Below are 13,091 nucleotides of genomic sequence, written 5' to 3' on the forward strand. Positions count from 1 at the left end.
CGGTTAACTCACTGTTTTCTAATTCATTAACATGCAAAACCAGATGCCTTTTATTTAAACTACGGAGATTAGATATGATGGCATAAGCGCAGGTATCAATATTAAAAATGAAGGTTAAAAATAGAGGTTAAAGACTGGAGGCGTTCGACCATCGATTGTCTGCGATACTCAAAGCTTTGCCCGCTGAACTTATCCTAGCCGCATAAAAAAGCACGACGTACACAACGGGAAATATAATGACAAATTTTTAGGGAATAAATTGAACAACTCAGCTGGCTTCGAAAAAGTGAATAACAGGGATGTTATTCATAAAATAAGGTGTATCAACCAAGGACACTTGTGTTGCACGAGATTGCGTCATAATAAGCTCCTAATCATTCAAAACAGTGTCTAAATAAAATAGAGAAGCGGATTAATATTTAATCAATTAGATGGGTGTCCAGCTATTAAGTTTTTTGAGGTCTATCAGATGGGTGTCCAGCTATTATCGTTTTAAAAAATAGGTAATTTTATAATGAGTGACTTCTGGTTCTGGTATTCTTATTTAGATAAAATCAACTTTTAAGCATTAAATTAACCTATATATCAATTAGTTAATAATTAATTAGCAAAATTAACATTTATTTAACAAAGTCAACATTTTTTTAACAAAATCCTTGACTACAATGGGAATTAAACTTAATTTACGATCCGCTATGATATTGATTTAAAATAGTCTTTGCATAAAATGCAGATCTATTTCTCCTAAAGACAATATAATAGCTAAGAACACGAACAGATCTTTATTACGATTATTGCGCTCTCATATGCAATGGATTGGCAACGTATTATCAGTATAAGGTTTTTTTATGCGTGTAAATACCCGAGAATTAACTAAGCAAACACCTCCCTCGCTACCTACCCTATTTTGGATATTTCTCAAAATTGGCAGCACAGCTTTTGGCGGCTTTATGGCGCTGATATCCGTAGTTAAAAATTACCTTGTTGATAGAGAGAAACTACTTACCGATGAGGATATGCTAGACGGAATATCACTTGCAACAATATTACCTGGGCCTGTGGCGGTAAATGTTGTCGCTTATGCAGGCTACCGAATTCGTGGCGTTGCAGGTGCAATAACATGCGCAACAGCTGTCACCCTCCCCTCTTTCTTTCTTATTCTTTTTTTAAGTTATGCTTATTTTACTTGGGGCGAAATACCCAGTGTTAGCAATATATTTAAAGGTATCCTGCCAGCCGTAGCAGCCGTCATTGTCGCAACCTCGATTAACATGGGAAGAAAAGCCTTATCTAGTGCGATTGATTTAAGCATCGCTGTAACAGCGATGCTGATACTGATATTTATTGGCGGTTTCTACAGTACTATAATCATTATTATATTAGCCGGTTGTATTGGTTGGCTGTTATTTAAAAAGGAAATACTTCTCACCTCTCAAAAAGAATATCCTGAAAAATCAACAGTACAGAAAATGAGCGAAGCAGATAAAACTCGCGGCCAAATCAGTAAGAACAAGCTTCGCTTAATGCCTATCATTACTGTTTCAGGTGTAAGTGTTGTTGCCATCCTATCGACATTGTTCAATGCTCAAACACTTCTGGCAGGAAAACTTTTCGCAACGTTTGCAGGCATGAGCGTACTCTTATTTGGCGGCGGTTTTGTTTTTATCCCCCTAATGCAAGAATCTGTCGTTGAAACATACCAGTGGGTTACCCATAAAGAGTTTATTGATGCTATAGCGATGGGCCAAATCACCCCTGGACCCATTTTAATTAGCGCAACATTTATAGGCTATAAAGTAGCTGGAGTGCTTGGTGCAACTATTGCCACCATCGGAATTTTTGTACCACCCGCTATCATTATGCTGATCTGCACACATTACCTGGAGCGCGTTAAACACTCGTATAATCTCAGGGCAATTCTTAAAGGCATTCGCTGTGCTGTCATTGGTATGATTGCCTCAGCCGCTTATATAGTTTCATTATCAGCTGAATACAATTTAATATCATTGGCTATCTTCATTGTTTCAATCTTTGCGTTATTAAAACTTAAGTTAGAAGTAGTCTGGATTATTCCTTTGGCAGGAATAACAGGGCTACTTGCTTTTACATGATTTTTTAAGCTAAACACTCTTATAAATAATATTTTTACTTATTTTAATACCTTTTTAAAACACTAGGGAAAAAATTATGACACCTATATTTATGATTGGAACTCAACGATCTGGCTCAAATTTATTAAGACTAATGCTAAATCAGCTGAGCGATATAGCTTCTCCACATCCACCACATATATTAGAGCGCATGTTTCCTTTGGTTGAATCTTATGGAGATTTGGATCTTGATGTTAACTATAAAAAATTAATTGATGACATTTGTAGACTGGTGGAGCTAAACCCCGTCGAATGGAGCGGAATTACTTTTGATCGAAGTAAAATAAAATCACATGCCACAGGCAGGTCACTGCTCGGTGTTTATGCCGCAATTCATGATCTTTACACTGAAAGTCAAGGTGCTAAAACATGGTGCTGTAAAAGTCTCGCTAATATAAAGTACATAAACCAAATTGAAGAACACTTTGAAAACCCTAAATATATTTACTTATATCGAGATGGCCGCGATGTCGCTTTATCATTTCAAAAGGCAGTTGTAGGTGAAAAGCACATTTATAACATTGCAACTGGCTGGTCAAAAACACAAAAAATTGCCTTAGACTTTAAAAAACTAATTGATAAAAAACGTTTTTTCTGTATTAGTTATGAGGAACTCACGCAAGGCCCCGAAAAAATCGCTAGGTCTCTTTGTGAATTTTTAGGTGTAGAGTACGTCCCTGAAATTCTTGAGTTCCATAAAAGTAATGAAGCTAAAAACGCAGCCAAATCTAGCGAGTTATGGGGCAATGTCACTAGCCCGATCATAACAAATAACAGCAGGAAATTTCTGGCAGAAATGTCACCAGCTAACATTGAAATTTTTGAATCCGTTTCTGGAAATATATTAGACGAACTAGGCTACGAGAGATGCAGAATTGTTCTCGGTGAAGAAAAAATATTTTCACACGACGAAATTGATAGCTTCAATAGTTTAAATACAAAAATGAAGCAGGAAAAAATGTCACAGGTTGATGAAAAAGACAAGCAGCGCCGTGAACGTCAAACTGAATTATTAAAAGAAATTAAAAATAGACCGATCGCATAGTTTGAACTCAACACCCACCGACTAAAGTAGGTGGGTTTACGGATTTAAGACCCTATTTTTTAGTTATCAGTTTTAAAATAATAATCAACTTTAGGCTCAAAATGATGGGCTAAATACTCTTTAGTCATTTCTTTACTAACATCTCTCGATGTAACACAAAAATATCTTCTAGACCAAAAATGGCGTCCCCAGTATCATTTTTTTGAAAAAAAGATCGGATAAAAAGATGGGGCAGCCAATTTTTTCTTTAAATGCTATGTTAAATAAAAGCGGGCTGACTTGTGACGTCTAGCAACCAATGGAATAAAACTTAATGTCTGCTGTGTATTACCTGGGACAAAATGCTCAATAGCACAATAAGTATTATTTACTCTGTAATACCAATAAACTTATTCACTTTTTGAGTTACACATAATCTTTTATTCACTTTTCTAGAGACAACAACGGCAACAATCACGAGAGGGAAAAAAAGCAATCTTTTCCCTGTATCAGTTAAACTCATATGCCATTCAGGATTTAAAAAAGCGATAAAAATAACAGGAAAGATAGCCAGAACAACAACAAAAATAATGGTCATAGTTAATTTGATTAGATTACGTAAAATAAATGCTAATAAAGTATGCTTCATGCTATTTTTTATCCTTAAAAATATAATGCCTTGTAACTGGCGCGTAGTTTAGTCTGTTTTTACGGTCTCTTTGTTTTAGCAAAGACCGCGAAAAATATATCGATTCCGAGTGCAGCAGCTTCGTTAGGGAATGTGCTTAATACATAAATAATTTTCATATTATCAATGAATATATTCCGTTGTCATTAGCCTTATATCAACTTAGGTGCTGTCGATGTTTATAGTGCAAGGCTAAATTTGAGAAAAAATATAATCAATTTCATGCGTTCTCAATAGCCCGTTTTCTATTAAATAATCAGCATCAGAACCCCCTAATTCCGCTAATCTAAAGGGGCAAATTACATTCTAAATTGTCTAACGGTGTATTAGTCTACATTCTGACTAATGCACATTTTAAATTTAATTTATTGGTAGAAAATCATATCATAACAAGCTGATAAAACAGTTAGATAGATCCAATTCTTGATTGTAAACCGACATTTTATATTGGGGAAATAACATATTTTCATTTATTGAAATCTCTATCAGGGGGTGTTCGGGGACAACTAAAAACTTTTCAGGGTACAACAAAGACAGAACAACTATTTTTATTTTTCAATCACTTCAATATATTACATTACAATTAAAACCAATGCGGTGAGGAAATTTTCGTAGGTTATTATTGTGGTCAACAAACACGTTAGCAAGATAAAACATCGAGCGAGTCAAATTGAACCGAGGGTGAGAAAAAAGAGAGCATCTGCTTATCGCTTATTGATAGTACCAAGGCATCAGGATCAAGCTAATATTTTAAACAATGGGCATCCTCCGAAGTAAAGAAAAAATACAAGAGCCAAGGGTGGAAAAGCTTAATGCACAGCCATTCAGACCTGATCCCGTAATCTGCTTAGCCTGCTAGTAAGAGAATCAGCCAACTATCTAATAAGGTGATTGACAATATCATCCTAATATAAATATATGTTTTTATCGGGTTGAACCTTTATCCGTAAGGATGCAGTTACAGCATTCTTTATTATTCCTCAGCAGTCACTTCGACTAATGATTCTTCGGGGAAAATACCTTCATCAAGCTTATCCCCTGCAAACCACTGACATTCATAGTTCCCAGTAAATTCATCATCAATATTGACGAATACCTTGTTAACCGTCATTTCAGGCCCACCTGATTTTAGTTTTACGACATCACCTGTGCTATATATATTGATCATATTTCCTCCTAAATTTTAATTATATGAATATATATTTACGATTGAAATTGAAATTATAATAGACTACTAAAGAGCGCCTAATGAGACTGTAGAATTTCTCCATTTTCATAAAAAACCAGTGATTCTGCAACTTCAACGTCTTAATAACAGGAAAAATTCGAGTGGCTAAATAGAGTGAAGCGAAATAGCCAGCCGTATTTTTTCCTTATTGATAAATTTGTTAGGTACAAATTTATAGTTCAGATTAAATTCGTTGCCTACCTTGCCCCCCTTTCTTATAACCTCGAGAATTTAAAAACACCTTAACACCTCATTTTCTGCTGTTGAATACCAACTCCACAAGGTTGAGCAACCCGCAGCAACCCTCTATAAATGAACAAGATTTTTTGGCAGCCATTGATAGCTTGAATAATTGCGTTAATCATAGTAAATCCTCTTATTAAATATTATTTTCAAATATAAACTTTAGAACTATATATGAGTGTGCAATTCCGACTGAACCTAACAATATATTAGTCTGAATTATTACCAATACACATTTAAAAATTAATTTATTGATAAAAAAATACAACAACATACTTATAAAACAGTTAGAGATCTGTATAAATCAAAAAAATTGCAAGAAATAAAAATAGAACAACCAAAAATTTCCCGATTACCGCTCCCTGTTACTAGACCTTCATGACAAATAGTCGCTGGTAAAAACCACTTGATAAGCGTACACTTATCAAACTTTTCTACTCACATTCCTCATTAAAGCGAGTCAAAATGCCCCATAAGCCCAATCAAGATTGCTGTGATCACGGCGGAAAACGCAACGGTTGCGGTCGCAAGCCCGGCGTGAAAACTCAACCTATTCGCCTGCCTGCATGGTTGCTTGAGCAGTTGAGTGAAGAAGGAGACCCAAGACAGATGATTATCGATGCCTGCCTTGCTCAGCATCCATCAATCTGTAATAAAGGCCCTGCGATTAATGACTAAATCTAAATTTATACTGCACTATTTCCTGTTAAACAAATTTTCTTATTTGTTTGCAATTGTCTGTATTTTTGTAGTTAATTACCTGCAGGTGGAAATTCCCCGCTATATCCAGCTTGCCGTTGATCTACTTAACGAGTCAACACTTGCCTCGAAACAGGGCCTAGTTGAAAACGTACAATGGGTGATTGCACTGTCGGTGGTAATGGTGGTGATCCGTATTCTGTCCCGGGTATATTCGTTAAACCCAGGCCGCATTACAGAAGCGACCTTGAAAAATGATATTTTTCAGCGTTTGAACCGGCTTCCTTCAACCTTTCACGCGCAATTTGCGTCCGGCAAACTGATATCTATTATCAATAATGACCTTAACGGTATTCGCCTGTTTTATGGTATTGGGTTTTTACAGCTGTTTAATATTTTATTTGCATTGTCTCTTACACCGATTTGGATGTGGAAAATCTCTCCAGCATTAACTCTGTACTCTGTGATCCCAATCATTATTGCCTCCATTATTTTCCGCATTGGTTTTAGAAGATTGCGCGCCTTACAGGCAGAACGATTGACACGTTTGCAGGATTTATCTGAGCAGTTGATGAACTATCTGGGCGGGATCGACTTGATTAAAAATCAGCAGATGGGAGAGTGGGTGACCAGCGAACTGAATGAAGTCAATCGCCGTCTCTTTGATTGCACCATGAAAATAGCCAAAATCCAAACCATCTTTATGCCTATTCTGGATTACGCCAACCATTTTATGAAAGTGCTGATATTGGGACTGGGCGGTTATTATCTTTTACAGGAAAAACTGTCGATTGGTGAAATTACTGCCTTTTTGTCCTATTCCGTACTCTTGGCTATACCGCTAATGCACTTGGGCCGAATTGTCACGGTTTATCAAATGGGTATGATCAGTATTGATAGTGTGCAGAATATTCTCAATAATGAGGTGCCAAGCACGGATCTGTTGAGAATGGACATTGATCAAAAATCCGCCTTACGAAAATCAACACTTTTAGTAAAAAACCTCAGTTACTGCTATCCAAGCGCCACGAATGGACAATCGGAGATGGTGCTAAAAGACCTCAACTTTTCCATTGAACCCGGTGAGAAAGTCGGCGTTTTAGGCAGCATTGGTGCCGGTAAAAGTACGCTGGTAAATTGTTTAAATCATCACTTGTCTCTTCAAGCCGGGCAAATTTTTTGGGGTAACAAAGATATTACGCAGGTATCGCGTCAGGATTGGCGCAGCTATGTCCGGACCATTACTCAGGACCCTTTTCTCTTTTCTGATACTATTTCTGAGAATGTTAAGTTTGGCTCCAAACAACAAGATCAAGCAGCTGATCAACTCGACATGGAGCAGGTGCTCGAACTCAGCCAGTTAAGCGAAGATGTGCGACGTTTTAGTGACGGCGACCAAACACTGGTGGGTGAAAAAGGCATTATGCTATCGGGGGGACAAAAGCAGCGTCTGAGTATCGCCCGAGCTCTGCTGACACCCAGCGACCTGATTATTATGGACAATGTATTGTCTGCCGTGGATTACGAAACCGAGCGAACCATTCTAAAAGGGGTATTCAATCGCATTGAGGGGCAGAGTTTGTTGGTGGTTTCTCACCGCGTCAGCGCGCTGGAATACATGGATAAAATTTTGGTATTGGAACAGGGTGAAATCATCGCCCGTGGCACGCACGCTCAACTACTTGAGTCATCCAGTTATTATCGCCATACCTGGCAATTACAGCAACATGAGACGGAGGACTCCGCATGATTAAATCTCCAGATCTCGCCTACCTTAAGCATTTCTATTATTACGCTTCGTGCTACAAAAAAACCGCACTGATTGGTTTGCTGATGATGCCGATATCGGTAGCCGCCAACGTATTATTTCCCTGGCTGGTTATTCAAGTAATCGATCAGCACCTTACCCCAGGTAAATACGCCGGGCTGATGTTCCTGATTGCTGTCATGGTGGTGGTGTTGATTGTTAATTACATTGCCGATGGAATCTATACATACTGCTTGCGCATGACCGGGCAGAAAGCCGTTTTCGATATGAGGATGGCGTTGTTTGGGCGCATTTTGAAACTGCCCAGAACCTATTTTGATAAAACGCCCGCGGGAGTGACTTTGTCGCGATTGACCAGCGATCTTGAAGCCATTGGTGAGTCCTTTGTACTGGGCGTACTGAATTTGGTAAAAGACTCGATCAACACCCTAGCGGTGCTGATTTTTATGTTTTTTATCAACTGGCAATTAGCCTTGTTGGTGTTGCTGGTGTTTCCGCCTGTACTACTGCTAACCCAGTATGTCCGTAATCGCCTGCGTGAAATGTATAGCATCACACGCTCATCTTTGGCCAAAGGGACAGGCTTTCTGCAAGAGTGTTTGTTGGGGGTCAAAACCGTTCAACTGTATGGCGCCGAAGAGGACGTAGAATCCAAGTATCAAGGTTACACAGAAGATTTCCTGCGGGCGCAATTAAAAACCAATAAATACGATGCCACCTTATTTTCGATTATAACCGGCATCACTAGCATCACCATCGGACTGATTATTTGGTATGGCTCCGGTAAGGTTCTCGAGGGAATTATCAGCCTTGGCGTCTTGATAGCCTTTATCAATACGTTGGAAAAAGTGTTTGTGCCTCTGCGGGATTTTACCTCGCAAATCGCGGCTATCCAGCGTTCTTTTGCGGCCTTTGAGCACATTGAAGAACTTTTTGAGGAAGTCCTAGAAGAACAAGGGCGAACGCTGTTGCCAGCAGACACGATAAAAGAAAAGCTGGCTAATTTTGAGTCTCTGGAATTCAAAAATGTACGTTTCCGTTATGGCGGCACAGGTCCCTACGTTTTGGATGACGTGTCCTTTCGACTCAACAAAGGCGAGCAATTAGCTTTGGTCGGCACGACCGGCTCAGGCAAGTCGACGATCATTCGTATTATGAGTAAAACCTATATGGACTATCAAGGCAGTATTCTGCTCAATGGCCTTGAGCTGTCGAGCATTCCCAAAGACTCAATGTCGCACTTGTTTTCTCTAATGCAGCAGGACGTCTTTCTATTTGAGAAGAATATTCAATTTAATATATCCCTTGGTGCTCCCGAAATCAGTAACGATGCGGTGATCGATGCTGCGGAATACGTTTATGCCCACGACTTTATTTTGGAGCTGCCGGATCAGTACCAATTTGAGCTGAAAAAAAGCGGCAGTAATTTGTCGGCAGGCCAAGCTCAGCTGATCTCCTTTGCTCGGGTTGTGGCTCAGGGCGGACAGGTAATGATGTTGGATGAGGCCACCAGTTCCGTGGATTCCATTACCGAGAATCTAATCCAAAAAGCCATCGGGCGCTTGTTTGAGGAAAAGACCGTGATCGCCATTGCTCACCGTCTGAGTACCATTCGCCACTCAGATCAAATTTTGGTGCTCAACCAAGGCAAGATTGTGGAACAGGGCAACCACCAGGCGTTGCTGGCAATAAATGGCGTTTACTCGCGCTTACTCAATACTGAAGTCAACAATAGCCCAATTTTGACAAAGTCGACCTGATTTATGGGGATCGCAGGGGGATTTTAATCCCTCAACTTTATGCTGCTATTGTTAAAAGATGGGATCAAGGCTTCCTGAAATATGCTGCAATGATCCTCAAAAAAGGACAACTATTTTTAATTTTTGCAGCTTTTGGTTTTTTAACAAAATCGCGGCAACCGTTATCTGTCCAGTTGAACCTGTTATCAGGAAATTATAAAAAAATTAACAAGCGAATTTAACTGCTGCTGCACTTGTTCTAAATCACCTCTAAATTTTTCTTTTTGAGAATCAATGGCTAAATTCATTATGCCCCAGCTGCTTACAAAAATAACAGCAATAATCCCCCCCATAATTAGACGATTACTTAAACCGTAATTTTTTCTTTTATAAAGATAAACTGGATAACCAATTATCCAAATCAAAGAAATAATGAAGAACCAGGCTGTGGGGCTATAACTTCCTTTTTTTATATCGGATTTCATTCCAACTTTACTGGCTTCCATTGCGGTAATAATGGCGGTACCTAATACAGTAAGAAGAATAAGCAGAGACATTTTTCCGCCTGGTGATTGAAGCAGATTTAGCCCCGAAATCCAGAACCAAATAAGAAAGGTAGTGACAACTGGAAGTCCCAATAAAAGCAGCCCATAATCTGTAACAGGTTTGGATGTATTGCTTATCCCGGTATCAATATTAGCAGCGCAATGCTTACATTTCGTTGCTCTTTTAAAAATAACTTCACCGCAAAAAGGACAGTTTTTCATCTTATCACTCATAATTACCCCCTAGTGTTTTGCCTAACAGAGTATTAGTCTGCATTCGCACTAATGTACAGATGAAAACCATTTTTATGATATTTATAACATATTTTTATAAATAAAACATGACATTGCGTTGCATTTTCATTGATAAGTTGATCTTTTTTTATGTAAGATCAATCGATTCTTATTTATCAACACTCAGGAAAAATTTTAATAAAAACAAATAAAATCAGTTAGTTATAGTTAACTCATTAATAATATCAATTATTAAAATATGAGAAGTCAATATAAAAAATAGCTGAGCATAAAACTTTCAGAATAAAAAAAATATTAATATTCCCAATCAATTCAATACAATACAATACAATTCGAACCAATGTAGCTAAGCAATTTCAGTGCATTTTTCTCTTGCTGTCGAAAGAGCATGATCCCCCTCGCACTGCAAAACTGCATTTCAGTTTCTGATCAGTAACCCCGTCAAGGGAAAAATACTAACAGATAAAGTTAAACCAACAGCCACCAGCGAAAGCTATATTAAAAAAACTTGTCCCGTCATATACAGCCATCTTAACAACGAATTTATTATTAAGATCGTCGGCCATTAAATCTGATATTGAGACTAAAATGATAGGCAGATATTTCACTATTGGATGGGTAATATGGACAGCAATATCAGTAAGATTTTACTTGCAATAGGTTGTACGCTGCCGGTTTATTTTATCGCCGTTATTTGGCTTATCCCTGCTCAGGCAATCACGCTGGCATTAATCTGTTTGCTGGTTATGTTGTGGAGCAATAATGGATTGCCGCTGGGCGTTGTTTCATTACTGCCGATCCTTCTTTTTCCTATGTTTGATTTGTTGCCCACGGACGAGGTCACCAGTAATTACAGCAACGCCATTATTTTTCTTTTTATTGGCGGTTTTTTACTGGCGATTGCAGTGGAAAAAACCGAGTTGCATAAAATTATTGCCAATAAAATATTAGCATTTTTTCCAAATACAATAACAGGTATGATTTATGCCCTCGCATTAACCGCGGGCAGTCTTAGCGCGTTTCTATCGAATACCACCAGCTGCTTATTATTAATTCCGTTAGCCTTATTTTTATCTGAAGATGATGCCTTAAAAAAGCGCTTCGCCTTGGCCATCTGTTACGGGGCAAGTATTGGCGGTATTATTACCCCCATCGGCACACCACCCAATTTGATTCTATACGGTCTGCTGGATCAGTTAAATCTACCCAGCATCCCGTTTATACAATGGATTTTACTGGTGTTACCCTTAGCATTGATTCTGTTTTTATTTCTTGGATGGATGCTTTCATGGGGAACAAAAAATCAACAGATAACTAAAAAACCATTACAGCAACAACCAAAATTAAGCACGGAGCAAAAAAAAGTAACCACGATATTAGTAACCCTGATCTTGTTACTTTTTATTAACTCACCAATACAACCCTACTATGGAGGATTGGGCTTAAATGAAAAGGGGATTTTATTATGCGCAGGATTAATCTTATTTGTACCGCCCATCAGTATCCTTAACTGGTCCGATAGCAAAAAAATTCCCTTTGAAATCTTATTTTTATTTGGCGCAGGTTTTTCCATTGCCCATGTTTTTACAAGCTCAGGTTTGGCGGTTCAGTTAGCGACTTTTCTGCAAAGCTTTAGCCAATTACCGCTCCCACTATTGATTCTTTTAATCGCCAGCCTAGTCACATTTTCAACTGAAATCACCAGTAATACAGCGCTTATTTCTATGATTTTACCAGTTATTTACGCCCTTGGTCAGCAAAATGGTTTGGATACAAGATTGTTGATGATGGTCGCCACCATCTGCGCGAGTTACGCTTTTATGCTGCCCATAGCAACACCACCAAATGCGATCGCAATGAGCTGTGCGGCCGTTGAAGTTAAAAACATGATCCGATATGGTTTTCTCTTAAACCTTTTTTCCATACTGCTGGTCTTTGCTGTTGCATCTACCTATTGGGATTATTTTCTTAATTTTTAAGCAGGTGAACATTCTGAATGGGTTATTCATTATATTGTGGAAAACGAAGGCTGTTCGCCTATTCTTGGCTCGTAGGGTGCGCTTCGCGCACCGATAGCCGCTGCTTGCGGTGCATAGAATGCACCCTACGGACTAAGAGCTAAGAGTGGCGAGCTGCGAGAAGCTCGAAACTCCAAAGCTCCAAAGCTCCAAAGCTCCAAAGCTCGAGGATCGCTTTCCCTGCGCATAAAATACACCCTACCGACAACATAACACCAACAAAGCAAAAGCTGTTCGTCTACTCTAGTGTTATTAGACAAGCCGTTACTGCAATAAAAAAGGGAACCCTATTAAAGGTTCCCTTTTTTAACCTATGCCTTTCTAAGCCTTATTTCTTATTTCTTATTTCTTATTTCTTATTTTAGCAAAGAGTGATCCGGCGGCAAATGTTTACTTATCCAGATCACTAATTTATGGCGAATATCAGCCGATGTTTCCTGATCTTTAGGAAGCGGCGAAACCAATTTATCCTGTACTAATAAACGGTAAATACACTCCTGCTTATCCTTGGCAGAGGTTGTTTCATCGATGCCGACATAACCCCGTTTTGCTGCGTAGGTTGTCCCTAATTTAATAGCATGTTGTAATAATTGAGATTCATTTTTTATTTTTTTCATCGCGTTACCCAATATGGTTAATACTCATAACAAGTTTATAAATTTTTAAAGACAATAAACCCTGACTTATTTTGTCATTGTATCACTTCAGTTGATAACGCAGAAGCGAGCTTCAAG

Annotated in this window: 10 protein-coding genes and 1 pseudogene; 6 read left to right on the forward strand and 5 right to left on the reverse strand. The window is 38.5% G+C overall.

Translation table 11 applies throughout. The annotated features are described in order from the left end of the window. The first annotated feature begins 848 nt into the window (after positions 1 to 848). Both chrA and PING_RS11995 read left to right on the forward strand, forming a co-directional pair. On the forward strand, positions 849 to 2,111 hold the full coding sequence (gene chrA, locus PING_RS11990) for a chromate efflux transporter (RefSeq protein ID WP_011770627.1): 1,263 nt from the start codon (positions 849 to 851) through the stop codon (positions 2,109 to 2,111). A gap of 76 nt (positions 2,112 to 2,187) precedes the next feature. Continuing rightward, positions 2,188 to 3,195, forward strand: a complete 1,008-nt coding sequence (locus PING_RS11995; RefSeq protein ID WP_011770628.1) for a sulfotransferase family protein — start codon at positions 2,188 to 2,190, stop codon at positions 3,193 to 3,195. A gap of 59 nt (positions 3,196 to 3,254) precedes the next feature. Here the strand turns inward: PING_RS11995 and PING_RS20050 are convergent. The 3 genes and pseudogenes from PING_RS20050 to PING_RS12005 form a co-directional block, all read right to left on the reverse strand. Continuing rightward, positions 3,255 to 3,389 (reverse strand): annotated as a pseudogene (locus PING_RS20050) (transposase); the annotation flags it as partial. 173 nt (positions 3,390 to 3,562) lie between these two features. Next, complete coding sequence (locus PING_RS12000; RefSeq protein ID WP_011770629.1) at positions 3,563 to 3,823, reverse strand: hypothetical protein; 261 nt, start codon at positions 3,821 to 3,823, stop codon at positions 3,563 to 3,565. Between the two features lie 1,012 nt (positions 3,824 to 4,835). Further along, positions 4,836 to 5,030 (reverse strand): YodC family protein, encoded by a 195-nt coding sequence (locus tag PING_RS12005; protein ID WP_011770630.1) that lies wholly within the window; start codon positions 5,028 to 5,030, stop codon positions 4,836 to 4,838. A 768-nt stretch (positions 5,031 to 5,798) separates the two neighbouring features. On the opposite strand from PING_RS12005, the gene PING_RS12010 reads away from it, so the two are divergent. The 3 genes from PING_RS12010 to PING_RS12020 are packed head-to-tail and all read left to right on the forward strand — an operon-like array spanning position 5,799 to position 9,560. Further along, the gene (locus PING_RS12010) at positions 5,799 to 6,011 is read left to right on the forward strand and encodes a hypothetical protein (protein WP_041766452.1); all 213 of its coding nucleotides are present in this window, start codon (positions 5,799 to 5,801) and stop codon (positions 6,009 to 6,011) included. Then, entirely contained in the window at positions 6,004 to 7,782 is a 1,779-nt protein-coding gene (locus PING_RS12015) for an ABC transporter ATP-binding protein (RefSeq protein WP_041766453.1), read from the forward strand. The genes PING_RS12010 and PING_RS12015 overlap by 8 nt, the downstream gene beginning before the upstream one ends. Continuing rightward, entirely contained in the window at positions 7,779 to 9,560 is a 1,782-nt protein-coding gene (locus tag PING_RS12020) for an ABC transporter ATP-binding protein (protein WP_011770632.1), read from the forward strand. The genes PING_RS12015 and PING_RS12020 overlap by 4 nt, the downstream gene beginning before the upstream one ends. Before the next feature lie 185 nt (positions 9,561 to 9,745). On the opposite strand, the gene PING_RS12025 is transcribed toward PING_RS12020, so the two are convergent. After that, the gene (locus PING_RS12025; RefSeq protein WP_011770633.1) at positions 9,746 to 10,318 is read right to left on the reverse strand and encodes a zinc ribbon domain-containing protein; all 573 of its coding nucleotides are present in this window, start codon (positions 10,316 to 10,318) and stop codon (positions 9,746 to 9,748) included. 644 nt (positions 10,319 to 10,962) lie between these two features. Here PING_RS12025 and PING_RS12030 point away from each other — a divergent pair. Beyond that, positions 10,963 to 12,318 (forward strand): SLC13 family permease, encoded by a 1,356-nt coding sequence (locus PING_RS12030; RefSeq protein ID WP_157035362.1) that lies wholly within the window; start codon positions 10,963 to 10,965, stop codon positions 12,316 to 12,318. A 395-nt stretch (positions 12,319 to 12,713) separates the two neighbouring features. Here PING_RS12030 and PING_RS12035 read toward each other — a convergent pair whose 3' ends face one another. Then, the gene (locus tag PING_RS12035; protein ID WP_011770635.1) at positions 12,714 to 12,974 is read right to left on the reverse strand and encodes a DUF5062 family protein; all 261 of its coding nucleotides are present in this window, start codon (positions 12,972 to 12,974) and stop codon (positions 12,714 to 12,716) included. Positions 12,975 to 13,091 lie beyond the last annotated feature (117 nt).

The sequence above is a fragment of the Psychromonas ingrahamii 37 genome (assembly GCF_000015285.1).
GTDB lineage: Bacteria > Pseudomonadota > Gammaproteobacteria > Enterobacterales > Psychromonadaceae > Psychromonas > Psychromonas ingrahamii.

Bases quoted from the DNA above. Each gene is read 5' to 3' on its own strand.
- chrA (WP_011770627.1), top strand. From the start codon at position 849: ATGCGTGTAAATACCCGAGAATTAACTAAGCAAACACCTCCCTCGCTA.
- PING_RS11995 (WP_011770628.1), top strand. From the start codon at position 2,188: ATGACACCTATATTTATGATTGGAACTCAACGATCTGGCTCAAATTTA.
- PING_RS12000 (WP_011770629.1), bottom strand. From the start codon at position 3,823: ATGAAGCATACTTTATTAGCATTTATTTTACGTAATCTAATCAAATTA.
- PING_RS12005 (WP_011770630.1), bottom strand. From the start codon at position 5,030: ATGATCAATATATATAGCACAGGTGATGTCGTAAAACTAAAATCAGGT.
- PING_RS12010 (WP_041766452.1), top strand. From the start codon at position 5,799: ATGCCCCATAAGCCCAATCAAGATTGCTGTGATCACGGCGGAAAACGC.
- PING_RS12015 (WP_041766453.1), top strand. From the start codon at position 6,004: ATGACTAAATCTAAATTTATACTGCACTATTTCCTGTTAAACAAATTT.
- PING_RS12020 (WP_011770632.1), top strand. From the start codon at position 7,779: ATGATTAAATCTCCAGATCTCGCCTACCTTAAGCATTTCTATTATTAC.
- PING_RS12025 (WP_011770633.1), bottom strand. From the start codon at position 10,318: ATGAGTGATAAGATGAAAAACTGTCCTTTTTGCGGTGAAGTTATTTTT.
- PING_RS12030 (WP_157035362.1), top strand. From the start codon at position 10,963: ATGGACAGCAATATCAGTAAGATTTTACTTGCAATAGGTTGTACGCTG.
- PING_RS12035 (WP_011770635.1), bottom strand. From the start codon at position 12,974: ATGAAAAAAATAAAAAATGAATCTCAATTATTACAACATGCTATTAAA.